This is a genomic window from Melioribacteraceae bacterium (genome assembly GCA_035362835.1).
Lineage (GTDB): Bacteria > Bacteroidota > Ignavibacteria > Ignavibacteriales > Melioribacteraceae > DSXH01.
This window is the reverse complement of the sequence record DAOSDY010000003.1, coordinates 219,393-243,431: the sequence shown is the minus strand read 5'-3', so window position 1 is coordinate 243,431 and position 24,039 is coordinate 219,393. Positions and strand designations below refer to the sequence as shown.

Annotated in this window: 21 protein-coding genes; 19 read left to right on the top strand and 2 right to left on the bottom strand. The window is 39.1% G+C overall.

Features of this window, described 5'->3' with window-relative positions; translation table 11 throughout:
• Window positions 1-6: 6 nt before the first annotated feature.
• Together PLZ15_12205 and PLZ15_12200 are read left to right on the top strand one after the other, a co-directional pair.
• Window positions 7-600, top strand: a complete 594-nt coding sequence (locus PLZ15_12205; GenBank protein HOI30510.1) for a phosphatase PAP2 family protein — start codon at window positions 7-9, stop codon at window positions 598-600.
• Window positions 601-609: 9 nt separating this feature from the next.
• Window positions 610-1,383, top strand: a complete 774-nt coding sequence (locus PLZ15_12200) for an AMP nucleosidase (GenBank protein HOI30509.1) — start codon at window positions 610-612, stop codon at window positions 1,381-1,383.
• A gap of 75 nt (window positions 1,384-1,458) precedes the next feature.
• Here the strand turns inward: PLZ15_12200 and PLZ15_12195 are convergent, their stop codons facing one another.
• Window positions 1,459-2,370, bottom strand: coding sequence for an EamA family transporter (locus tag PLZ15_12195; GenBank protein HOI30508.1), 912 nt, complete (start codon window positions 2,368-2,370; stop codon window positions 1,459-1,461).
• Between the two features lie 113 nt (window positions 2,371-2,483).
• On the opposite strand from PLZ15_12195, the gene PLZ15_12190 reads away from it, so the two are divergent.
• From PLZ15_12190 to PLZ15_12170, 5 genes are all read left to right on the top strand, one after another.
• Window positions 2,484-3,737: a mechanosensitive ion channel gene (locus tag PLZ15_12190; protein HOI30507.1), complete on the top strand. Its 1,254-nt coding sequence runs from the start codon at window positions 2,484-2,486 to the stop codon at window positions 3,735-3,737.
• Between the two features lie 41 nt (window positions 3,738-3,778).
• Window positions 3,779-4,939 (top strand): thiamine pyrophosphate-dependent enzyme, encoded by a 1,161-nt coding sequence (locus PLZ15_12185; protein HOI30506.1) that lies wholly within the window; start codon window positions 3,779-3,781, stop codon window positions 4,937-4,939.
• A 5-nt stretch (window positions 4,940-4,944) separates the two neighbouring features.
• Window positions 4,945-5,268 carry a cupin domain-containing protein gene (locus PLZ15_12180; GenBank protein HOI30505.1) on the top strand — a complete coding sequence of 108 codons (324 nt, stop codon included), beginning with the start codon at window positions 4,945-4,947 and terminating at the stop codon, window positions 5,266-5,268.
• Between the two features lie 25 nt (window positions 5,269-5,293).
• A complete protein-coding gene (locus PLZ15_12175; protein ID HOI30504.1) occupies window positions 5,294-5,479 on the top strand; it encodes a PspC domain-containing protein in 186 nt (61 codons plus the stop codon).
• A 91-nt stretch (window positions 5,480-5,570) separates the two neighbouring features.
• The gene (locus PLZ15_12170) at window positions 5,571-6,122 is read left to right on the top strand and encodes a hypothetical protein (protein HOI30503.1); all 552 of its coding nucleotides are present in this window, start codon (window positions 5,571-5,573) and stop codon (window positions 6,120-6,122) included.
• A gap of 15 nt (window positions 6,123-6,137) precedes the next feature.
• On the opposite strand, the gene PLZ15_12165 is transcribed toward PLZ15_12170, so the two are convergent.
• Window positions 6,138-8,186, bottom strand: coding sequence for a bifunctional 3-deoxy-7-phosphoheptulonate synthase/chorismate mutase (locus PLZ15_12165; protein HOI30502.1), 2,049 nt, complete (start codon window positions 8,184-8,186; stop codon window positions 6,138-6,140).
• A 189-nt stretch (window positions 8,187-8,375) separates the two neighbouring features.
• Between PLZ15_12165 and PLZ15_12160 the strand changes: the two genes are divergently transcribed.
• From PLZ15_12160 to PLZ15_12105, 12 genes are all read left to right on the top strand, one after another.
• A complete protein-coding gene (locus PLZ15_12160; protein HOI30501.1) occupies window positions 8,376-9,293 on the top strand; it encodes a 4Fe-4S dicluster domain-containing protein in 918 nt (305 codons plus the stop codon).
• On the top strand, window positions 9,286-10,527 hold the full coding sequence (gene hybB / locus PLZ15_12155; protein ID HOI30500.1) for a Ni/Fe-hydrogenase cytochrome b subunit: 1,242 nt from the start codon (window positions 9,286-9,288) through the stop codon (window positions 10,525-10,527). The genes PLZ15_12160 and hybB overlap by 8 nt, the downstream gene beginning before the upstream one ends.
• The gene (locus PLZ15_12150; GenBank protein HOI30499.1) at window positions 10,524-11,645 is read left to right on the top strand and encodes a cytochrome c3 family protein; all 1,122 of its coding nucleotides are present in this window, start codon (window positions 10,524-10,526) and stop codon (window positions 11,643-11,645) included. The genes hybB and PLZ15_12150 overlap by 4 nt, the downstream gene beginning before the upstream one ends.
• 1 nt (window position 11,646) lies before the next feature.
• Window positions 11,647-13,530: an ATP-binding protein gene (locus tag PLZ15_12145; GenBank protein HOI30498.1), complete on the top strand. Its 1,884-nt coding sequence runs from the start codon at window positions 11,647-11,649 to the stop codon at window positions 13,528-13,530.
• Window positions 13,531-14,319, top strand: a complete 789-nt coding sequence (locus PLZ15_12140; GenBank protein HOI30497.1) for a response regulator — start codon at window positions 13,531-13,533, stop codon at window positions 14,317-14,319.
• Window positions 14,320-14,348: 29 nt separating this feature from the next.
• A complete protein-coding gene (locus PLZ15_12135; protein HOI30496.1) occupies window positions 14,349-15,497 on the top strand; it encodes a response regulator in 1,149 nt (382 codons plus the stop codon).
• A 215-nt stretch (window positions 15,498-15,712) separates the two neighbouring features.
• On the top strand, window positions 15,713-18,238 hold the full coding sequence (locus PLZ15_12130) for a cytochrome c3 family protein (GenBank protein ID HOI30495.1): 2,526 nt from the start codon (window positions 15,713-15,715) through the stop codon (window positions 18,236-18,238).
• Between the two features lie 96 nt (window positions 18,239-18,334).
• The gene (locus PLZ15_12125) at window positions 18,335-18,892 is read left to right on the top strand and encodes a cytochrome c family protein (protein ID HOI30494.1); all 558 of its coding nucleotides are present in this window, start codon (window positions 18,335-18,337) and stop codon (window positions 18,890-18,892) included.
• A 17-nt stretch (window positions 18,893-18,909) separates the two neighbouring features.
• Window positions 18,910-20,178, top strand: coding sequence for a hypothetical protein (locus PLZ15_12120; GenBank protein ID HOI30493.1), 1,269 nt, complete (start codon window positions 18,910-18,912; stop codon window positions 20,176-20,178).
• Window positions 20,179-20,184: 6 nt separating this feature from the next.
• Window positions 20,185-21,393 carry a cytochrome c3 family protein gene (locus PLZ15_12115; GenBank protein HOI30492.1) on the top strand — a complete coding sequence of 403 codons (1,209 nt, stop codon included), beginning with the start codon at window positions 20,185-20,187 and terminating at the stop codon, window positions 21,391-21,393.
• A 22-nt stretch (window positions 21,394-21,415) separates the two neighbouring features.
• Window positions 21,416-22,432 carry a CxxxxCH/CxxCH domain-containing protein gene (locus tag PLZ15_12110; protein ID HOI30491.1) on the top strand — a complete coding sequence of 339 codons (1,017 nt, stop codon included), beginning with the start codon at window positions 21,416-21,418 and terminating at the stop codon, window positions 22,430-22,432.
• Window positions 22,433-22,511: 79 nt separating this feature from the next.
• The gene (locus PLZ15_12105) at window positions 22,512-23,843 is read left to right on the top strand and encodes a sigma 54-interacting transcriptional regulator (GenBank protein ID HOI30490.1); all 1,332 of its coding nucleotides are present in this window, start codon (window positions 22,512-22,514) and stop codon (window positions 23,841-23,843) included.
• Window positions 23,844-24,039: the final 196 nt, after the last annotated feature.

Sequence of the window (24,039 nt, the reverse complement as noted above, 5' to 3'; positions counted from 1 at the left end):
AATTCTATGGTAGATGTTCTTTATCAAATTGACCTTTCGATTTTCTATTTTATAAACCACACCCTCTCAACACCGATTCTGGATAAATTTTTCACATTCACTACCGAAGTCAAGCACTGGTATATAGCATATATCATACTTTTTTTTATTTCTATCTTCAAAGGGGGAAGAATCGGCAAGATAGCAGCTGCCGGAATGATTCTGCTGGTTATAGTTTCAGATCAGCTGAGCAGCACATTTCTAAAGGATTTTTTCCAGCGGGTACGCCCATGCAATGCTCTTCCTGATGTTAACATTTTAGCCGGATGCACCGGATCGTATTCGTTTCCTTCATCACATGCCGTAAACAATTTTGCGGCCGCACTCTTCTTCGGAAAGATTTTTCCCAAATTAAGATGGATATTAATATCAGTAGCATCATTAATGGCCCTCTCCAGGCCATATGTCGGAGTTCATTATCCCTCCGATGTTTTAGGCGGGGCAATAATCGGAGCTATTCTGGGATATATCTTTGCATTACTAGTTATAAGAATTGATAATTATTTCGAGAATAAAAACAAAATGATTACTGATAAATTCGAAAGAATAAAATCGATTTAGGGAATAGGGATGAAAACAAAACTTCAAATAGCAAAGAACTGGCTCCCGCGTTACACAGGGACAAAGATTGATGAATTCGGAGATTACCTGCTGCTGACCAATTTTCACAACTATGTAACGAAATTTGCGGATAGGTTTAAGTGCGATATTAACGGAGTGGGCCGGCCAATGCAGACAGCAACAAACAGCAAAGGACTTTCAATTATAAATTTCGGAATAGGGTCGGCCAACGCAGCAACTATAATGGATCTTCTAGTTGCCCGTTCACCTAAAGGAGTTTTGTTCCTCGGCAAATGCGGAGGACTTAAACATTCAACTGAGATAGGACATTTCATACTGCCAACAGCAGCAATAAGGGGAGATGGAACGAGTGACGATTATTTTCCTCCTGAAGTGCCGGCACTTCCGTCTTTCAAGCTGCATAAATTCGTATCGGATAAAATTCTTAAGAGAAAACTTGAATACCGAACAGGTGTAATCTACACAACTAACAGACGCGTCTGGGAATGGGATAACGAATTCAAAAAGTATCTTAAAAAACTCGGCGCTATCGGTATTGATATGGAAACCGCTACTCTATTTGTTGTTGGATACGCCAATCAGATTGCACGTGGGGCTCTTTTACTAGTTTCGGATCTTCCGATGATTCCTGAAGGTGTTAAAACGGAAGAGTCGGATAGAATTGTGACTCAGAAGTTTTTAGACCTTCACCTGGAAATTGGAATTGATGCAATGACGGATGTAGGGGTTAAAGGAGAACAGATAAAACACTTTATTTATTGATTGTATCACGGACAACTAAATTCAACCGACATTGAAAATAGTCTTATTTGAGTTTGGTAGATAATTAATAAAAGTCTATTCCTTTACAAGTCCGGCTCTTTTCAAAGAAGTCCCTTTTTTAACTAATGCAACACCGCCAAGAATTATTGCAGCTCCTATGAATATCTCCGTAGTAATCTTTTCATCCAGTACAAGCCAGCCGAGGAAAAGCGCAATAATAGGATTTACATATGCATAGGTTGATACCAGGGAAACCGGAAGATGAGCTACGGCATAAATATAAGAAGCATAACCGATAATCGAGCCGAAGATAATCAGGTAAATAAATGCGATCAGGCTCTCGCCTGTAAAATGGAATGAAGATGTTTCCCCAATTGCAATTCCGAATAAAGTCATAATCGCACCGGCAATAATCATTTGAACCGAAGCACCCATCAAAGGGTGAACACTTACTTTCTTATATTTTGAATAAAGAGTACCTGCCGACCAGCCAACGACTGCAATCATCAGACTGATAATTCCCGCCAAGAATTCCGGTTCTACAAGACTTTCAACATCTCCTCCGAAAATCAGAACGATTCCTGCTAATCCAAGCAATAATCCTGTAAGTGTAAGTGCGTTTAATCTGGTTCCCTTCGGCATAAAAGCTTCCATTCCAACAATCCAGAAAGGGACGGTTGTAATAAGCAGGGATGTTAAACCGCTCGGTACGGATTGTTCAGCAAAGACAACGAATCCGTTCCCGATCCCAAGGAGCGCGAGTCCAACAATCGCCATCGGTATGAGATCCCCCTTTTTAGGAAGGGGCATACCTTTTAAACGGAGAAGTGTAAATAAAATCGGCCCTGCAATAATCCATCTGAATCCCGCAAAGAGTACCGGAGGCATATCTTCAACACCAATCCGAATTGCCAGATATGTTGTTCCCCAGATGATACAGATCGAAATCCAGGCAAGATATGCTTTAAAATTTTCATTCTTCTTCATTTATATAACCTGCTAAAAAACGAAGCCAAAAGTAATAACTTTTTCTGCTTCATTCACAATTTATTTTCCGTAAATCTGATTGGTCACAAATTCAAATCAAAATTTTATTAACTTTGCATCAGGTATTTAAAAAATGGAGGGACTGCTTTATCAAGACTCTTCAAAAATTAGTAGAGCAATTCAGCTGGTTAGATAACGAAATAAAATTTCTGGCAGTAATTCTTCTTGCAATTTTCTCCTATTATATCACCAAACAATTTGTTATTAAGATCATCAGAAAACTTGTTAAATCGACCAATACCAATCTGGATGATATCCTGTTCAGTTCAAGGGTATTAAACAGGGTTTCTTATTTCGTTCCGCTCTTTATAATTCACTATTTCACATATCTCCTCCCCGATCAGATAAATCTTCTTAAACTTCTTGTCAGTTCGTTCGGAATATTGATATTCATTTCCGTATTAACGGCATTACTTAATTCATTGAGCGATTATTTCGAGAAAACTGAAAAATATAAAGAACGTCCGATCAAAGGGTATTTTCAGGTAGTTATAATAATTCTTTACATTTTCGGCACTATACTTCTGATAGGCAATCTGGTCGGTGAATCGCCGTGGGCAATTCTGACCGGTCTGGGCGCACTGACGGCAGTTCTTCTATTAGTATTCAGAGATACGATCTTATCTTTTGTCGCAAGTATTCAGATCTCATCCTACGACCTTGTTAAAGTCGGCGATTGGGTTGAAGTGCCGAAATATAATGCCGACGGTGACGTGATTGATATTTCACTCAACGTAATCAAAATCCAAAACTGGGATAAAACAATAACGGTGGTCCCGACTTACAAACTAATAGAAGATTCGTTCAAGAACTGGCGAGGAATGACATTATCGGGCGGACGAAGAATTAAGCGTGCTATTTACATCGATCAATCAAGCGTAAAATTCTGTTCTGCGGAAATGCTTTCCAGGTTTTCGAAATATGCTCTGATCAAGAATTACCTTGATATTAAACAGAAGGAAATCAGCGAGTTCAACAGAGAAAAAAATTTTGATGAATCCGTTTTAGTAAACGGAAGAAGATTAACCAATCTCGGTACTTTTCGTGCATACCTTATAGAGTATTTAAAACAGAGGGATGATATAAGAAAGGATCTTACCTTTATGGTCCGCCAGCTTTCTCCCGGTTCGGAAGGAATTCCGATCGAGATTTACATTTTTACTTCAACAACCGACTGGGCGAGATATGAAAACATCCAAGCTGATATATTCGATCACATACTGGCAGTTGTACCTCAATTTGATTTGAGTATTTTTCAGAATCCGACAGGAAGCGATTTTAAAGAAGCCCTTTTTAAAAGCAATTAATATTTTGAGAATAAACGGGTTCCATTCCCGGGGATATGTAGATGAAGACTACCGCCGCACATGCTATTGCTCAAGCGCTTATCGATTTAGGTGTTGAGATTGTTACACACGTCCCGGGGTATGGAGGGACAGAGACATTCCAGGCATATAATGAACTGAGTATGAAGCTTAACAAATACTCTTTTCATGAAGAAGTTGCGTTCACAATTGCCCATGGCGCAAGCATTTGCGGTAAAAGATCCGCTTCAATGATGAAATCGCACGGACTTCTGAAAGCCGCGAACAGTCTAATGGACTCTCTCTATGCCGAGACTACAGCCGGATTTGTTACACTGATATTTGAGGATAAGAGCGGAAAACATTCAGACAATATTCTGGAAATAATCCCGGTGCTTCAGGGTTTGCCGATGAAATTTATTCAGTCGTCAACAGCTGATATATACGATGATGTTATAAATGCATTTCACGAATCTGAATTGGAGAAAAGGCCTGTAGCGCTCTTAATCAATGCGCTTGAAATAAAAAATGAAGTTTCATTTGAAAAGAAAAGCAACCTTTCAAAAAAATTTATTTACCGAAGAGATATTTATCAGCATGTAGTCCATCCAATGCTTTCGGATTATCAGTACAAAGTTTTTCTTGCAAAAAAATTAGGCGGCGATCAGACAACGATTGCAAGGCCCGACCTCCCGATAGTCCCTGTTGATTTTCCCGAACGGGCAAAGAACACAGCGGTAAAATACGCGCCGTTATTCGACGTATTTAAGAACTTCAGAGGAGAAGTCGTTACTGGAGATACAAGCGGATCGAGTTCGTTTGCGTTTCCTCCTTACGACTGTATCGATATTGTGACATATATGGGCGGAAGCATACCGCTTGCTATCGGAGCATATATGGCAGGTTTTAAAAATGTATGGGCGTTAACAGGCGATTTCGGATTTATTGCCGCCGGTTCGCTTGGACTGATAGAATTATTAAACAGGGAAATTCCGATTAAGATACTTCTGTTTTACAATAAACAGGCAGCCGCGACAGGCGGTCAGTTAATAAACAGAAAGATTTTACGGCACCTGCTTGCCGGATTCGAAAAAAATATGATGCACATTGCAAATCCGCTCGATCCTTTCGAAGTCGAATCGGTGCTGAAGGAAGCGAGCACATCAAATGAATTCAAATTAATAATTGCGGATTACCCGGAATAATGGAGATGGAGATTTCTGTAAGGAATATTTACGAGGGAATTCCAGATAGAATTGATCAGGAATTTCTCGAGGTGTTAATGGAGAATAATTCGTTCAGGATTGAAAGGATAATATCGCGAGGACATTCTTCACCGCAAAATTACTGGTATGATCAACCTTCAAATGAATTTGTACTTTTAATATCCGGCAGTGCTGAAATAAAATTCGAAAAAGAAAAAACTATTTATCTAAAGCCGGGAGATTATCTCGCGATACCCGCCCGGAAAAAGCATCGCGTTGAAAAAACCGATCCCGCTGTAGATACTGTATGGTTTACAATTCACTATTGAATCAGGGATATAATCATATATAGTAATGAATCTTAAACGAGCAAGCGACCGGTATCTCGGCGGTGTATGCGGGGGAATTGCAGAGCACCTGGGAATTAATCCCTGGATTATTAGAATTGTATGGGCATTTTTAACACTGATTACATTTATGATTCCGGGTTTATTTGTTTATCTGATACTCTGGAATACGATGCAGTCACCCGACGAATAAAGACTGTACCTTTTTTGCTGTTTCATCTTAATCTTTTTTTATTTTATTTGTTCAGGGTACTTTTTTAAAATCAAAAATTGATAATAATTAAATGAAGTTAAACCGGCTGGCGTTTCTGTTAATATTTTTTTTCTTGTACCTCAATACAGGTGCACAGATCAAAAAAGTAAGCGGGGGATTTACTGCAGGGCTTGGTGAAATTCAAGGTAATTCACCTTCTGTCGCAAGCCTGGGCGTTTCAGTTTACCTGGATCTGGTCCCCTGGTTTTCAGATGAATTAACTTTCAGAACCGGTTTTACGTATGCTCAGAAGATCGAATACTTCCTGCCTGAAAACCGTCAGCAGCGGTATTATCCTTTTATCAAATCTTATTATTTGAGGGGTATGCTGAGAGTAAATCTGAATCAGAAGATTTATTTAGAACAGGGGGCGGGATTAATCTATTTGAATGACCGGACATTCGGCGACATTAACGAATGGGAAGCAGGTGCATCATTCAATGTACTAGCGGGAATTGATTTTTCAGACTATGATTCCGATGGAATAAAATTAGGATTAGGATTGGAATATGGAATAACATTCATAAAAACAAATGCAAGTTATTACTTAATCTACCTGCAATTTCAAAAAGCCATTCTATAATTCAACATATAAAGATTACAAATCCGCAAGCTCTTTCATCAATTCTTCAAACTGATTAAAATAAAGGGATTGATCGCCGTCGCTCAATGCCTTTTCGGGATCGGGATGGATTTCAATCATAATTCCGTGTGCCCCGACAATTTTTGCCGCTTTGGCTAAGGGTGCGACTTTATCTCGTTGCCCTACTGCATGTGAAGGATCTACAATAATCGGCAGATGAGTCAGTTCTTTCAGCACAGGTATCGCACTAATATCGAGAGTATTTCGGGTGGCCGTTTCGAATGTGCGTATTCCTCGCTCACACAGAATCACCTGCCGGTTTCCCTGCGAAAGGATATATTCGGCCGCATTAAGCAACTCATCGATTGATGCCATTATTCCCCTTTTTAACAATACAGGTCTCTGGGTTTTTCCGACTTCTTTAAGAAGCGCAAAATTCTGCATGTTTCTGGCACCAATCTGAATAATATCCGAAGTTTTTGCGACCATCGATACATATGGCGTATCCAACACTTCGGTTATAACCGGCAAATCATAATATTTGCCCGCAGATGTTAAATCTTCCAGCGCGTCCATTCCGAGTCCTTGAAAACTATAAGGAGAGGTTCTTGGTTTAAAACATCCGCCGCGCAGAATATGAGCACCGTTTTCTCTTGCTTCCTGCGCACATTCCATAATCATTTCTTTCGATTCAACTGAACAAGGACCCGCAATAACCACAAAATTATTTCCTCCTATCAGGATATCCTTAATTTTGATAATTGTGTCTTCCTGTTTGTATTCCCTGCTTGCAAGTTTATAACTTCTCGATTTTTTACTACTAATAACTGATGGTTCTTTAATTTGTTGAATTATATTTTTTGACTGTTGTATTTCCGTCCCGTTAAGTTTATGCTGATCAATCTTTGTCCTTACTAAATCCTGGGAGGGATAGCTTCCGAGAATTTTAAGAAATCTAGTATGCTGCCCAAGTTCATCAATTACTTTCTGAATTAATTCATCCTGAACATTACCTTCAAAATCGAGGTAGAACATCTCTTCCCATGCGTTTCCAATTATCGGTCTCGATTCAAGTTTTGTCAGATTAACATTATACTTCCTGAATACATTAAGAGCTTCTGCAAGAGATCCCGGTAAATGAGAAGTGGCCATTATAAGAGAAGTTTTACAAGGAATTCTTTTATCAACTATTTCAGATTTTGAGGAAACAACCAGGAAGCGCGTATAATTTTCTTTCTGATTAGCAATATTCTTTTTCAAAATTTTCAAACCGAACAGTTTAGCAGCTTCTTCGCTTGCTATTGCAGTGTAATATTTATTCTTCTCCTCTTTCACTTTCCGTACCGACATTGCGGTATCAAAAAAATACTCTACGGAAGCGTTTTTTACACTCTCGATAAAACGGCTGCATTGCGAAGCAGCCTGATGGTGGGCATATATTTTTCTGATTTTTTGAAGATCTGAATCACCCGTTCCCACAAGACAATGTTTCACTTCAAATTTCTCTTCACCGATGATTGAAAGAGTAGTATTTAAAAGAAGATCGTACACTTCGTTAATGCCGCCCGAAGTAGTATTTTCGATCGGAAGGACCGCAAGATCAGCATCTCCTTTTTCAACGGATTCAATTACTTCATCAAATCTTTTCTTGAATTCAAAATCCAGTTTCTGTTTGGTATGTCTGAAGTATTTATTTGCTGCGAGAAAACTGTATGAACCCTGTATTCCTTGAATTGCAATTTTGAGGTTATCAGATTTGCTTTTTCCTACTACTAAACCCTGAACAAATTTCTGCTGGAGGCGAACAGAATCTTCAATGATCTCATAAAAAATCCTCGATATGTAAGTCGAATCAAGTCCCTCTTTCTTTCCAATTCTGATAAGTCGTTTCAGAAGTTCTTCTTCTCTCATTTGGTCGCGTATGGGACTTTTTGTTGATTCCTTTGCTAAAAACACTTCCCTGCTAAGTCTTCTGCGTTCAGAGAGGAGTGTCAGAAGGTCTTCGTCAACCCGATTAATCAGCATCCTGAGTTTTTCAATATCTGTCGATTTACTTTTTTTCATAGTCTGTTCAGTTTTGAAATTTGGGGAATGAAGATAAAAAAATATTTTCAAAAATGAGGGAAAATGAAATTTTGGTAATGCTTAAATTGACAAACTTCTCTTAAAATTGTAAGTTAGAAATGGATAATAAACTCCAATTAATTTAATCAAATTGTACCGGTAAGGTTCAATTAATCCATGGAGGAATAAATGATGAATGAATCCCGCAGAAAATTTCTGAAAACTACTGCGCTGGTTGGAGCCGGAGTAACGGGACTTTCTACAAAGTCTGTTAAAGCCGGACCCAAAAATATCCTTGCTGAAGACAGGATGGGTGTCCTTGTCGATACGACAGTATGTATTGGATGCAGAAAATGCGAATGGGCTTGTAAGACTGCACATGACCTTCCAACCGCTCCGCTTGAAAGCTATGACGACAGATCAGTATTTGCAAAAATGCGCAGACCCGATGATATATCACTAACAATTGTTAACGAATATCCTCCTTTAGGAACCGAGGATTTTCCGGTTAATGTTAAAGTTCAGTGTATGCATTGCGACAAACCGGCATGCGTTTCCGCATGTATTGTCGGCGCATTTACTAAAGAAGAAAACGGTTCGGTAATCTGGGATACTGATAAATGTATCGGCTGCCGGTACTGCATGGTAGCATGTCCATTTCAGATTCCTGCATTTGAATTTGAAAAAGCATGGCATCCAGAAATTCGTAAATGCGATTTCTGTTTCGAAAGAACTAAAGTCGGTAAACTCCCTGCCTGTGTTGAAATCTGTCCTATGGAAGTTCTGACTTACGGAACCAGAAAATCGCTTATTGAATTAGCAGATCAGAGAATAAGTCTTTACCCCGAACGATATCATAAACATATTTACGGTGAATATGAAGTTGGAGGTACTGCATGGCTTTATTTGGCAAGCAGGGATTTCGCCGAACTCCAGTTTCCAAAACTCGGTACAAATCCCGCCCCCGGCGTCAGCGAAGCCATTCAGCATGGAATCTTCGCATACTTTGTACCTCCAATCGCTCTATACGCTCTACTCGGAGGTGTGATGTGGATAAATAAGAAAAAAGCTGAATCGAATAAAGAGAAGGAGGGACATCATGAGTGAGCATATGAAAGCAGTCCCTCTACCGAGAAGATATTTTACACCAACAGTAATAGTCATTGCCGCCATTGCGGCGATAGGACTTTTATTTGTTCTGGCAAGATTAATATTCGGAATTGGGGCAGTGACCAATTTATCGAATGAATTCCCGTGGGGTATCTGGATCGGAATAGACGTAGCCGCCGGAGTAGCTCTTGCAGCCGGTGGTTTTACGACTGCCGCACTTGGCCATATTATGCATAAAGAAGAATACCACCTCATAACACGACCTGCATTATTAACTGCCATGCTCGGCTACACTTTCGTAGCTGCAGGTGTTGGTATAGATCTTGGAAGATACTACTATATCTGGCATCCGCTGATTATGTGGAACGGAAATTCGGCTCTCTTCGAAGTTGGTATGTGCGTTATGATCTATCTTACTGTTTTATATATTGAGTTTCTGCCAATTGTAACCGAACGTTTTATCGGAAGAGTTAATCTCCCTGGTTTCCTACAAAAATTAAATAATCCTCTTGATCGACTGTTAAGAGCGCTGGACAGAGGTCTGGATAAAACGATGTTCATTTTCATTATTGCCGGAGTTGTACTTTCATGTCTCCATCAATCCTCACTGGGTACATTGATGATTATTGCCGGAGAGAAGATGCATCCGTTATGGCAGACTCCGATTTTGCCCCTGTTATTCTTATTATCGGCAATGTCAGTCGGATTTCCAATGGTAATCTTCGAATCTTATTTAACCTCCAAGTCATTTAATTTAAAACCTGAAACCCACATCATGTCGAATCTTGGAAGTATGGTTGCTCCCCTGCTCGGAATCTATCTTTCGTTTAAGATTGGCGATATGGTAATCCGACAGACATTCGTATACCTTACAGAGTTCAACACCGCAAGTGTGATGTTCATAATCGAAATCGTTATCGGTGTAATTGTACCATTAAGACTTTTCTTATCGCCGCAAATTCAGAAGTCGCCGTTAGGACTTTCAATAGCGGCATTCCTGGTAATTTTCGGAGTATTCCTGAACAGGTTAAATAATTTTATTGTGGCTTACAATCCACCTTATGTATTCGAGAGTTACATACCTTCAATAGGTGAAATTGCTGTAACAGCAGGATTTATTGCTTTAGAGATTCTTTTATTCAGGGCTTTTGTAATGATCTTCCCGATTATAAGTGTTCCACAGCCATCAGGTACAAAAGCGAAATTCTCGATAAGGAGTGTGCAGTCATGAAAAAGCTACTAATACTTTTCACCTTGTCACTTCCTTTTGTTCTTAATGCTCAATCAAAATTGAGCCCGACGCATGCAAATCAAAATCTTACTTGCTCTAATTGTCATTCATGCGAAATACCGACAAAAGAGAATCCATGTATCAAGCCGTGTCCGCGCGAGAGTTTGGTAAGAATAGATCAAAAAGCCGAGGAAGGGCCTAGAATAATAGTGATTGATAAGTTACGCGATACAGATATTTATGCGCCGGTGAAATTTACTCACCTTGCTCATGCTGAGATGTCCGACATGACCGGCGGTTGCAAAACCTGTCATCATTATAATCCTCCCGGAAATGTCATTGGCTGTTCAGATTGTCACGAAACTTCGAGAAAGAGAACAGATATAAGCAAACCGGATTTAAAGGGTGCATATCACCAGCAGTGTATGAACTGCCACAGATCCTGGAGCGGAAAAACAGACTGTGTTGAATGTCATGATCTAAAAGATAAATCGAAAGCAGCGCCGGTTAAGACACAGAACGATAAATCAAAACGGATCCATCCCGAAATTAAGGCTCCAGATAAGATCAGATTCGACACTAAAACAGATAAAGGAAAGTTCGTTACCTTCTATCATAAAGATCATACCGATTTATTCGGAATCGATTGCGCAGACTGTCATTCAAATGAAAGCTGTTCAAAGTGTCACTCGCAGATCAAAAAACCTGAAAGTGTAAAAAGAACTTTTGCCGAACAGCATAAAAAATGTTCAAGCTGTCATGAAACGAAAACAAACTGCACTACATGTCATTCAAATTCGGAAGTGTCAGGCTTTAGCCATAAGGTCTCAACCGGTTTTGATCTATCGAAATTCCATTCAAAATTATCCTGTGTTAGGTGCCATACAACACCATCTAATTTTACAGGATTGAATAAAGAATGCGTAACATGTCACGGCAGCTGGTCCAGTGAAAACTTCGACCATAAGATAACAGGTCTCGCTCTTGATGATACTCATTCTGAGTTCGACTGTGAAAGCTGTCATAAAGAAAAAACATATTCTGCACCTTCCTGCAGCGACTGCCATGAAGATCTTTCGTATCCAAAGGATAAGCCCGGGAAACTGGTGAAAAAATAAAATGAAAGGACTTTCTGAAATAGGGATTTATAAGAGAATTGGTTTGAAGCTGATATTTGTTGTGAGCTTTACTGCCATAATAACTATCGGAGTCTATTCTTATTTTAATATAAAATCCCAGAATGATGTGTTGCTGGCGGAAGTGGAAAGACATTCCAATCAGTTAAGTGAAACGGTTAAAAACAGCATGCGCTACAGCATGCTGTTAAACCAAAGAGAACACATACAGGAAACGATCAGCACGATCGGAAAAGATCCTGCAATTCATGATGTGAGAATACTTAATAAGGAAGGAACAATAATTTATTCGACCCGGCAGGATGAAATTGGAAGTATGCTCGATAAAAAAGCAGAAAGCTGCTATGCATGTCATGCCGAGAATAAACCACTCGAAAAACTTCCCATGAAAGACCGGACAAGAATTTTTAGATTACATCCCGACTCTACTCGAATCATGGGAATTGTAAATCCGATTTATAATGAGAAATCCTGCTGGGCAGCCGATTGCCATGCACACCCAAAGGAAGCTACTGTGCTCGGAGTTCTTGATGTAAGTATCTCCCTCGGACCAATTGATGAACAATTAATTCAAAACCAGCTGCGCGTGTTACTTTTTGCTATTGTATCAATTACTGTAATCGGTTTTATAATTGGTTTCTTTGTGAAAAGATGGGTGGATGATCCTGCAAAGGAGCTTGTTAAAGCAACAAATGAGGTTGCCTTAGGAAATCTTAATTATTCAATTAAAGATCTAGGTAATGACGAGTTAGGTTATCTTGGTAAGTCTTTCAACAATATGATAAAACGGCTGGATGAAACTAGGCTTCAACTCGTTCAGTCGGATAAAATGGCTTCGTTAGGCCGACTTGCAGCCGGAGTAGCTCATGAAATTAATAATCCCCTTACAGGTGTGCTTACCTACAGCAGCTTTTTAATGAAACGGACCAAAGACAATCCTCAGATGCAGGAGGATTTAAATGTAATTGTAAGAGAAACTATGAGAAGTCGGGAGATTGTAAAAGGTTTACTCGATTTCGCTAGACAATCAGCGCCAAAGAAAAGTCCGGCAGATATAAACGAAGTGATTAAAAGAGCAGTAGCTGTAGCACATAATCAGTTGAAATATAGCAAAATTAATCTTGAAACCGAGTTTGATGAAAATCTTCCTAAGATTACTGCAGATGCAAATCAGATCCAGCAGGTCTGTCTTAATCTGTTGCTAAATGCGATCGATGCAATTGGAGAAAAGGGCGGAGTTGTAAAAATTATGACCAAAATTACAAGCCTTTCTCCAAAAGGTAATACTCAAATTAAGTCGGCAGTTTGTTCAAAGAATCACAACCTCATTTTCAAGGAATTTAAGATTGGAGGTTCACCGTCAATCCATCTTAAGATCAAATCGAATGGTAATGAAGGATTCATAAATCTCGATCCGACTTATGGAAGCGACAGACATTTCTTCGGTATTGCGCTTTCAAAAAATCAAGCGATCAATTTAACATGTCCTACCTGCGACATTTCCATGATCGAAAAAAATGAAAAATGCCCCGAATGCGGAGGACCGGTTTACAAAATCATATTACCAAACCAGGGTCATCTCCTCGGTTGCGCATTATTTAATGACAACTGGCAGAAATGGGAATTCATAGACAGGGGCGGCGACAGGAAGTTTGTTGAAATAATGATTAAGGATTCAGGTTGCGGTATACCCCAAGAAAACATTCCAAAACTATTCGAACCTTTCTTCTCTACAAAAGGTCAGAAAGGAACCGGACTTGGACTTGCAATTGTATGGGGAATAATCGATAACCACAACGGTTCTATTGATGTAGAAAGTGAAACGGGTAAAGGGACTACTTTTTCAATCAGATTACCGATGAATTAAATGAATAAAGTTTCCGAAATATTGATAGTCGACGACGAGCAGGTAGTAATTGATTCAATAAGAAAAATCTGTGAGATCAACAACTACAAAACAGATTCCGCACTCGATGCTGAAGCTGCATTAAACAAAATCGAAAAGGAAGAATACAGAATTATTATTTGCGATATTATGATGCCGGGTATAGATGGTTTCCAGTTCCTGTCGGAACTTCGCAGCAGGAACATCGATACTCCGGTTGTAATAACCTCGGGGTACTCTACAATCGAGAATGCGGTTAAATCACTTTATGGCGGGGCCCTCGATTTTATCCCGAAACCTTTCACTTTCGATGAAATAACAGGTGTAATAAAAAGATGTTTAAAGTACCGTGACCTTACAGATCCGGCAAGAACCAGAAATCAGGCCATTGTACACGTCCCGTGCCCGGCTAAATATTTTCGCCTGGGATATTCCTGCTGGGTAAATGAATTTCACGATGGATCCGTTTATGTTGGCGCTACCGATATTTTCTTGAAAACAATTGAAAACATACAATCAATTGAATTTCTGGAAATAGACACGATGCTGAATCAAGCCGAACCTTTAATTAAATTGACTTCCGAGGACGGAACAATTAACCAACTCTATTCTGCTATAAGCGGAAGAATAATTGAATGTAATCAGAAATTATTAAATGATATAACTTTGCTTGAAAAAGATCCTTACTTCGAAGGGTGGTTTTACAGAATGATACCGAGTCAGTATGACTACGAAAAAAGTCTGCTCACACCCTGCAGTTCGGATCGATAAACAAAGGACTTAAAACAAGGAGAAATATTATGCCTCTCTTCATATTAGCATTAGTATTGTTCATCGTCGCTGATGTAGTCATAAGATTTTCAATTAAAAGAATGAACGAGAAAAAACTCCGCAAAGAACGGGAAGAGGTTCTGAATGAAAGCATTAATCTTGATTTCAGTAAAGAAGCCGTCTCGCTGAAACGTGCTGATGTACCAAATCCTAAAGCCAGAATTTTATGTGTTGACGACGAAGATGTAATACTCGACAGCTTCAGAAAAATTCTTGTTCTGGACGGTTATTCTGTAGATACAGTTAATACAGGTTCAGAAGCAGTTAATCTTATAAAATCACTTCATTACGATTTTCTTTTTACAGACCTTAAAATGCCTGAAATGGACGGCGTTGAAGTAACCAAACTAGTAAAACACCTCCGTCCTGATATTGATGTAATAATAATTACCGGTTATGCTACAGTTGAAACAGCCGTGGATTGTATGAAACTAGGCGCTATGGACTATGTTCAAAAACCATTTACTGAAGATGAGTTGCTTGAGTTTACCAAAAAGTCACTTATAAAGCGCCAGGACCGGATTCAAAAACAATTAAAGCCAAGAGTCCATATTGCTCATTTAACAGAAAAAGAGAAATTAGGTGCCGGTGAATTTGCAATCCCGGGCGGTGTCTTCATATCAGAAGGACATTGCTGGGCTTCCGTTGGTCAGGATGGTACAGTTAAAGTTGGGATAGACGACTTTGCAAAGAAACTGATCGGAAAAATTTCCGGAATCGATTTTCCTAACCTTGGAATGAATATTGCAAAAGGTCAACCGTTATTCACGATCAAGCAGGGAAACAGAACCATTCAGTTTATTTCCCCCATTAGCGGACAGGTAAAAAGTATTAATCATGAGTTGGCAGAAGATCTTGAAGCTCTCGACTTCACACCCTATGAAAGGAACTGGATCTGTTCAATCGATGCCGATAAACTTGATTCAGAATTGACACAACTAAAAATCGGAAAGAACGCGGTTACATTTTATCAGGATGAAATCGATAATTATGTTAGGCATATTAAAGAAATTACAAAAACCGAAATGCAAGAAAACTTTGAACTACAATGGGGTCAGATCGAAAAACTGGAAGAAAAAGACTGGTACATCATTACGGGTGAATTTTTTAAGAAATAGAGAGTTATTGCGGGATCTATTCTAGTGATAGATCCCTCTTTTAATTATTATTAAGTAAAGCTTCTACCACTTTGAAGCTTTATTTGACAAAAACGATTTATCTAAATATCTTGAGAAAAGATATATTAGTCCGTTATCTTATTTGTGAGAAATAGGACATTAACCTGGATAAATTTTTTCCAGTTTTGATATAAATTCGGGCAAATATTTAATAAATGGAATCAAAATCAGCGGTTAATTTCCGCATGATTTTTGACGTAATGAAATATGGAACAACAAAAAATCCTTTTGAGGTCGATTTGAATAATAAATTCAGAATTTTGTCATCATCAGTAGTTTATTTATTAATAAGTCTGTTTTTCCTTACAAATAATACGACATTGGCACAAGACTTCAATTGTTCCGACTGCCATGAAATATCAATCGCTAATTCCGTTCATAAGGAAGCAATTGATTGTCAGGGCTGCCATGAAGATGTTACTGATGAAGAGCATATAGAAAAAGGGGCGAAAAAAGTAAGCTGTGCAACCTGTCACGAGGAATATGTAGGTTCTGTAAATTCTGATATTCATCATCGGCTAAAGGTTAAGAATCCACCTTCCTGTGTCTCCTGCCACGGAAATCATGAAATTCAAAAACCTCCTTCGGATAACAGACAAAAGACAAAGGATTACTGCGGTAAATGTCATACATCGGCAACTCTTGTTGGTAATTATCATGCAATGACAAAAATTGATAAAAACAATTGTATCAGCTGCCATAAAACTATCGATACAAGAATGACGCTCCCCTCGTCAGTACACAAAAATCTGGATTGTTCCGATTGTCATAACTTCATTGCAAATAACCTAAAAAACCATCCTAAAAATCTAAAAGCTACTCAATCTGCTGACTGTTATATATGTCACGGCGATATTGCAAAAATTCACCGAGAAAGTATTCACGGAATTGCATTAAGCGAAGGGATTGATGAAGCAGCAAAATGCTGGGATTGCCATGGTTCTCATGATATCAAAAAAGTAGACGATCCGTCAAGTAAAGTACATCCGACTAAACTTGCTGCTACATGCGGTAACTGCCATGATAATCCGGAACTTGCCAAGAAATTTGATATAGCTCTTCCGAATCCGGGATTTGTTTATTCACGATCAGTTCATGGAAAACTTGTTCTTCAAGGGAGAACTGATGCGCCGAATTGCAGCGATTGTCACGGTGTTCACGATATTAAGAATAAAGTTCAGCCCGGAAGTAAAATTTCAACTTTCAACGCACCGGATATGTGCGGAAAGTGTCACAAAGAAATCTCCGACGAATATACTCAGTCGATCCACTGGATTCGGGCAAAAAAAGGATTCCGGGAATCCCCGGTCTGCGGCGACTGCCATAGTGAACATGGTATTCAGGCAATAACAACTGAGAATGAAAGACGAGAAGCCAAAATTATTCAAGAGAAGACATGTATTGTTTGCCATGAAAGTCCGCGTATAGCTGAAAGATTCGGAAAAGAAGGCGGACAGGCTTCCCTATACCAGGATAGCTACCACGGCCTTGCTGTAATGAGAGGAAGTGAAAAATCTGCTATGTGTATCGATTGCCACAATGTTCATAAAATTCTTCCGAGTGACCATCCGGAATCTTCTGTAAGTGAGGAAAACGTAACAGCAACGTGTCAAAAATGCCATCCTGATGCTACTCCTGTTTTCTCTAAGAGTTATTCACACCGTACAATGAATGAAACGTCGGCTAAAATTGAAAATTTCGTTGCAAATCTCTACTTCTGGCTCATTGTTTCGGTAATTGGTGCAATGATTCTTCACAATCTTCTAATCTTTATTTACGAAGTAAAAAAGAAAAGAAGAAATATGCAGGGAGAAATTACAATCCCAAGATTTACAAAGAACGAAGTAATCCAGCACCTATTATTGCTAATTTCGTTTATAACACTTGCTATAACCGGATTTGCACTTAAATATCACAGCAGCTGGTGGGCAGAAATGCTTCAGGCACTTGGTATGACTGAAATTGCTAGATCATATATTCATCGTGGCGCGGCTGTTGTGATGATTGCAGTCGGTTTATATCATATCTGGTACTTATTATTTACGCCGCGCGGCCGAGATGTACTCTTGAATCTGATTCCAAAACTAAGCGACCTGCAGGAAGCACGCGATTCTATTCTTTACTACCTGAGAATAAAGAAACGTAAACCCCGCTATGATAAATACGATTATACTGAAAAAGCGGAATACTGGGCACTAATCTGGGGAACAATTATCATGGGCGCAACCGGTTTTATTCTCTGGTTCCCGACAATAGTCGGTAATTGGGCTCCAACCTGGTTAATAAAGGTTAGCGAACTTATCCATTTCTACGAAGCTATATTAGCTACACTTGCCATAGTTGTTTGGCACTGGTTCTTTGTTATTTTCCACCCACATGAGTACCCGATGAGCTTAACATGGATTGATGGTAAAATGACACTCGACACATACAGACATCACCACGAGAAACATTTTAGAAGAGTAGTTTTAGAATGGAAAGAGTATCAGTCTGGAAAGCGGGAATTGAAAAAAGTCAGCCATTCAACATTACTGTTTACAAAAGCGTTAGAGGAAAAGGGATTGAATCCGGATCAGATTATTGAAGGAGAATTGAATAACGATCCCGAATTAAGAGACTGGCTCGATAAAAAATTAAATCCAAATCCGGAAGAATCGATTGAATTACCAAAGGAGAAATAAAAAGAGATTATTGCCTCTTAATTTCTTATAAGCTATTTTAATAAAAGTATTATTGCTGTTTTTTTTATTTCATTAATTAATTATCGGGAGGATATCATGATCCAACGAGTGTTTTATTCATTATTGATAATTGCCGCACTTTATTTAGTACTTCCTACTCAGCTTTACGCTCAGACATTCGGTTACGAAGGAACCCAGGTATGTGGTACATGCCATAAAACAGAAAAACAGGGACTTCAATTAAAAATCTGGCAGGAAAGCGGACACTCCAATGCATATAAAACTCTTCAGACACCGGAAGCAGATAAAGTTGCTATGGAAAAATACGGAAAGAAAGCTGTCGATTCTCCCGGTTGTTTAAAATGCCATGCTTCCGGATACGATGTAACAGATAAAAAATTAATCGGAGCCAAATTTAAAGTTGAAGACGGCGTTCAATGCGAAACATGCCATGGCGCCGGATCCGCTTATAAATCACTTAAAGTTATGAAGAGCCGTGAAGAATCTGTTAAGAATGGCCTGATTGTTTGGAAAGATATGGCTGAAATTAAAGCAGGTTGCGTAAAATGCCATAACCCTGAAAGTCCTACCTACAAAGAATTTAATTTTGAAAAAATGTGGGCTAAAATTGCTCATCCTGTTCCGAAAGGATAATTATTTATAGGCTAAAAATGAAAAAACATATCTTTTTGCTGTTCATTTTTTTTCTGCCGTTGATAAATTCTGCCCAGAATCTCAACGGCAGATTTACATCATCATTCTACTCCTTTGAAAGATTCGATAATAGTACCACCTCAGAAAACTTCATAAGAACATTTAACTCATTAAACCTGAATTTAAACTACGGCAGTTTTTCATTAAGAACCCGAACCGGAATGGAAGCCAACATCGGCAACGCTCTTGATCAGGATGTCCGTTTCCGTTTCTACAATTTGTATCTCGAAGCAAGGGAACTCTTCGGTGCCGTAACACTTAAACTCGGCCGGCAGCCCTTGTTTACTCCTGTTGCCGGTGGCTTATTTGACGGTGTTAATATGAAGGTAAAATACGGCGGATTCGCTCTTAGCGGATATTACGGCGGCAACGTTCCAGCATATCAGAAGCTGGAATTGACAAAAGATTTCGCCAACAATTATGTCCTGGGCGGCCGTCTGGAAGTAATGCCATTTGATAATTTGAACATTGGTGTTAGCTATATCGATAAAAATTTCAAAGCTGAAGATTACTATGCATTACGACTTAACAGCGATCTCGATCCGATAAAAGTATTAATTCAATCGAAATCAAATCAGTATAAATACGTTTCGGCTGATCTCTCCTACTCCCTGAACGAACTTTTCGATTTTAGTACAAGATATGAATACGATCTCAATTTTAATACGACATCCAAAATTGAATTTGACGGACGAGTCAATATTACAGATAATCTGGGTGTGAATGCATATTACAATTACCGCGAACCGAAGATCCGTTATAACTCGATCTTTTCTGTTTTCAATTTCGGTAATTCTCAGGAAATTGAAGGCGGCATTGATTACCGTTTTGTTAAAGTAGCAACATTTTTTGCGCGGTTCGGAAACGTTCTGTTCGAAAATGAAAATTCCTCGCGTGTTACTGTCGGTGCATCGTCCGAATACGGCAGTTTAAGTTACCGCAAGAATTTCGGGGATGCAGGAGAAATGGACGCTGTTTCCATCTTCACTGCAAGATCATTCTTTGACGGACTGATTACACCTTCGATCGGTGTATCATTAACAAATTACAAATTATCGAAAGATGCTGAATCGAATAGCATTACCTCCCTTCTGGCCGGCATAAATTTCCGTCCGTGGAGAACCTGGTCTTTCGATCTGCAGGGACAATATTTCGATAACAAGATTTACAAGAACGATATGAGAATTCTCTTGAAAGTAAATCACCTCTTCAATACAAACTTTTAGAACGATATGAAAATAAAAATTCTTTACAGTACAATTTCGCTGCTTATCTTTTTCTTTCTTACTATTGCAGCAATCGATGCCGGCACAAGCGATGAACCTCGTAAAACCAATAAAGACATAATAAAATTCTCACATGCCGTTCATAAAGATGTTACCGATTGTGCATCGTGCCACACAGGAGTACCGGAAAGCACTTCGCTTAATGACCGTCTGCTGCCGGAAAAACCGGTCTGTGCTACGTGCCATGATGTTGAAGATACGGATAATTGTTCTTTCTGCCATTATGAAGATGTGATGGAACCTTTTATTTTGGAAAAGTCCGAACTCATGTTCAATCACAAATATCATACGACCGACCAGAAAATGGAATGTACAGCATGTCATAAGGGAGTTGACGAAGTAGCTTACAGTTTTGAATCGAAGGATTTAAATCCTCCGATGTCGAACTGCTACACTTGTCATAATGATCAGACTGTTGCTACCAACAACTGCGAAACCTGCCACATATCAACCGTAAATCTTATTCCGGAAGATCATAGACAGGTAGGATTTTTCAAATCGCATAAATTCAAAGCTGCTTCGATGAATAACCAGTGCGAAATGTGCCACGATAATACTTTCTGCGAAGCATGTCATGCTTCAACGACAATGATTACAGAAGCGAACAGTGCAAAGGATTTCTATACACCATATTCCCCTCACAAATATGTGGACAATGTTAAACAGCAGCAGATCACAAGGGTACACGATTTAAATTACCGATTTACTCACGGAATTGATGCCGACGAAAAATCCGCACAGTGCCAGACCTGTCACCAGACGGAGACCTTCTGCGTTGAATGCCATGCTTCTACGAAGAGCGATTTTGCGATGGGTGGAATAGTACCGAGCAATCATAAGAAACCGAACTTTGTAACAATTGGAGTAGGTACTGGGGGCGGTTTGCATGCTGAGGTTGCTAAAAAGGATATTGAAAGATGTTCTGCCTGTCACGATGTTCAGGGTGCCGATCCGAATTGCATTCTATGCCACGTTGATAATGATGGTATTAAAGGAACGAATCCTAAAACTCATTTACGCGGTTTTATGAAAAATACTAGCGGCGGCGACTGGCACAATGATTTTAATTCGGTCTGCTACTCTTGTCATATTGATGCAAATGCAAAACCGAATGGAAATAAAGGAGTCGGGTTCTGCGGTTACTGTCACAATTAAAATTTAATTTCTTGGAAAAACTATGAGATACACAAAAATTTACCTGTTAATAGTTTTAATGCTCGGTTTAGTTTTTAATGCTTGCAGTGAAATACAGGATGAGATTACACCTGCAGAAAATATAAGTGTGCATGGTATCGATTTCATGAAAAAAAGCTCCGATAATTTCCACGGTCGCAAACTTGTAAACAACTCGATGGAATCGTGCAAAGATTGCCATTCATCAGACTACAGAGGCGGAACTGCTCGGGTTGGATGTTCCACAAATAATTGCCATCCCGGAATTACTGTACATACAACCGATATTATGAATCCTAACAGCCCGGCATTTCACGGTAGTTTTATTGAAGCCCGATCCTGGAATATGGAGCAATGTACTCAATGCCATGGCTCTAATTATAACGGAGGTATTGTAAGTCCGACTTGCAACTCATGCCATAAGAATCCAAATGGTCCCGAAGCCTGTAATACATGTCACGGTGATTTCAGCAACATCAACCGTATTGCTCCTCCAAGGTCTTTGAACCGTTCTGTAAACACCTCCACACCCGGAGTAGGCGCTCATGCAGCACATCTTTACTCCCTTCAAATCGGTGCGGCCGTTTTATGTAACGAATGTCACAAAGTCCCGGGAGGATTATTTACTGCAGGCCATGTTAATGACGGAACAACTTTATCGGAAATTGTATTCGGCTCGATAGCTAATAAAGGACAATCAGCTTCAGCATACAACTTTGGAACAAACTTGTGTTCAAACACATACTGCCATGGAAATTTCTCTTTTGCAAAAGCAAATTCTAATTATCCATTTGCTTACACTGCTGATTTTATGGTTGGTAATAACTTCAGTCCCGACTGGAAAAAAGTTGACGGAACACAGGATGCATGCGGTACATGTCACGGACTTCCTCCAACAGGACATATGGCTTCGGAGTTAAGATCGTGTGCAACCTGTCATCAAGGTATTGTAGACGGTCAGGGAAATATTATTGATAAAACGAAACATATCAATGGCGTAATCAACGTATTTGGCAATTAGTAATTTTAGAAGCTATTAAAGCCGCTTTGTGCGGCTTTTTTTTATTAACTAATGAAACAATTTGAAACAGTGAAACAATATGTCATTTAACGAGAATCTTAAAGATCATATACTCGATTCGATTGCCGAAGGTGTCTTTACAGTCGATAAAAATTTCAAGATAAACTTCTTCAATAAAGCCGCCGAGAGAATTACAGGCCATCATCGTAAAGAAGTAATGGGAAAGTTCTGTAAGCACGTCTTTCAATCGGAGTTCTGTTTCTCGGAATGCCCAATAGCAATAGTACTTCAGACAAGAAAAAATATTTATGACTTTGAATCAAATATTAAAAGTTGTGTAGGTGAGAGTAAACCGATAAAACTTAATGCCGCTGTTCTCTATAATGAAAATGATGAACCGACCGGCGGAATTGTCTCCTTCAGGGACATCAGTATATTCGAAGAGATTGGAATAAATCTTCAAAAAGAGACTCAGTTCCATGCGATGATTGGCCACAGCCGGCAGATGCAGAACATATTTAATCTGATACAGGAGATTGCAGATTCGGACGCACCGGTTTTCATTCACGGTGAGTCCGGTACCGGTAAGGAACTTGTTGCAAATGCTATTCAGAAATCGAGCACCCGTGTTGATTTCCCTTATATAAAATTCAATTGTTCTGTTTTTCCTTCCAACCTGCTCGCGAGTGAACTGTTTGGTCATGTTAAAGGTGCGTTTACGGATGCAATTAAAGACCGGGCAGGCCGTTTCGAATTAGCTGATAAAGGTACAATCTTCCTGGATGAAGTTGCAGAGATGCCTTTGCAGACACAGATTCAATTGCTTAGGGTTTTACAAGAAGGGACTTTCGAGAGGATCGGCGAGTCCCTTTCACGACATACAGATGTAAGAATAATTGCTGCGACAAATATTAACATTAAAGATGCTCTCAGGAACGGGAAATTCAGGGAAGATCTTTTTTACCGTCTCAATGTTATTCCGATTGAAGTTCCCCCATTAAGAAACCGGACTGAAGATATTGTCCCTCTTTCAAAACATTTTCTTAATAAATTTTCACTTATCTATAAGAAGAAAATTACGGAAATAGATGAAAGCGCTCTCGAAATACTTCTTCAGTACAACTGGCCGGGAAATATAAGAGAGCTCGAGAATGCGATTGAATATGCATTCGTAAGGACTACAAAGCAGAACAAAATAATTCCGTCAAAACTCCCTTCCTCACTTCTAGAAAACCGACCTTCTGTTAAATTAAACATACCGGCAAGGATAAATTCCTACGATCGGGAGAAAACAGATCTTTTAGCTTTACTTGAAAAGCACCGGTGGAATAAAACTAAAGCAGCCAAAGAACTTGAAGTAGGAAGAACTACTCTTTGGAGAAGGATGAAAGAGCTGAAAATTGTTGAATAATCTGTTTCACTTAGAAAGAACTAAACATTTCGTTTCAATTACTGTTTTTATGTGAATTCATTCTAAAAATCTAATTATTTGCTTCTTTTAATTATTCTTCCGGAACACACTGTTTCAACAGACTATCAATTTTGTCCGAAAATGAAATGAATTATATGGCATTTCTTTTGCATTTAATTTTCAACTTTTCTGATAA

Bases quoted from the DNA above. Each gene is read 5' to 3' on its own strand.
- PLZ15_12205 (HOI30510.1), top strand. From the start codon at position 7: ATGGTAGATGTTCTTTATCAAATTGACCTTTCGATTTTCTATTTTATA.
- PLZ15_12200 (HOI30509.1), top strand. From the start codon at position 610: ATGAAAACAAAACTTCAAATAGCAAAGAACTGGCTCCCGCGTTACACA.
- PLZ15_12195 (HOI30508.1), bottom strand. From the start codon at position 2,370: ATGAAGAAGAATGAAAATTTTAAAGCATATCTTGCCTGGATTTCGATC.
- PLZ15_12185 (HOI30506.1), top strand. From the start codon at position 3,779: ATGAAGACTACCGCCGCACATGCTATTGCTCAAGCGCTTATCGATTTA.
- PLZ15_12180 (HOI30505.1), top strand. From the start codon at position 4,945: ATGGAGATTTCTGTAAGGAATATTTACGAGGGAATTCCAGATAGAATT.
- PLZ15_12175 (HOI30504.1), top strand. From the start codon at position 5,294: ATGAATCTTAAACGAGCAAGCGACCGGTATCTCGGCGGTGTATGCGGG.
- PLZ15_12170 (HOI30503.1), top strand. From the start codon at position 5,571: ATGAAGTTAAACCGGCTGGCGTTTCTGTTAATATTTTTTTTCTTGTAC.
- PLZ15_12165 (HOI30502.1), bottom strand. From the start codon at position 8,186: ATGAAAAAAAGTAAATCGACAGATATTGAAAAACTCAGGATGCTGATT.
- PLZ15_12160 (HOI30501.1), top strand. From the start codon at position 8,376: ATGATGAATGAATCCCGCAGAAAATTTCTGAAAACTACTGCGCTGGTT.
- hybB (HOI30500.1), top strand. From the start codon at position 9,286: ATGAGTGAGCATATGAAAGCAGTCCCTCTACCGAGAAGATATTTTACA.
- PLZ15_12150 (HOI30499.1), top strand. From the start codon at position 10,524: ATGAAAAAGCTACTAATACTTTTCACCTTGTCACTTCCTTTTGTTCTT.
- PLZ15_12145 (HOI30498.1), top strand. From the start codon at position 11,647: ATGAAAGGACTTTCTGAAATAGGGATTTATAAGAGAATTGGTTTGAAG.
- PLZ15_12140 (HOI30497.1), top strand. From the start codon at position 13,531: ATGAATAAAGTTTCCGAAATATTGATAGTCGACGACGAGCAGGTAGTA.
- PLZ15_12135 (HOI30496.1), top strand. From the start codon at position 14,349: ATGCCTCTCTTCATATTAGCATTAGTATTGTTCATCGTCGCTGATGTA.
- PLZ15_12130 (HOI30495.1), top strand. From the start codon at position 15,713: ATGGAATCAAAATCAGCGGTTAATTTCCGCATGATTTTTGACGTAATG.
- PLZ15_12125 (HOI30494.1), top strand. From the start codon at position 18,335: ATGATCCAACGAGTGTTTTATTCATTATTGATAATTGCCGCACTTTAT.
- PLZ15_12120 (HOI30493.1), top strand. From the start codon at position 18,910: ATGAAAAAACATATCTTTTTGCTGTTCATTTTTTTTCTGCCGTTGATA.
- PLZ15_12115 (HOI30492.1), top strand. From the start codon at position 20,185: ATGAAAATAAAAATTCTTTACAGTACAATTTCGCTGCTTATCTTTTTC.
- PLZ15_12110 (HOI30491.1), top strand. From the start codon at position 21,416: ATGAGATACACAAAAATTTACCTGTTAATAGTTTTAATGCTCGGTTTA.
- PLZ15_12105 (HOI30490.1), top strand. From the start codon at position 22,512: ATGTCATTTAACGAGAATCTTAAAGATCATATACTCGATTCGATTGCC.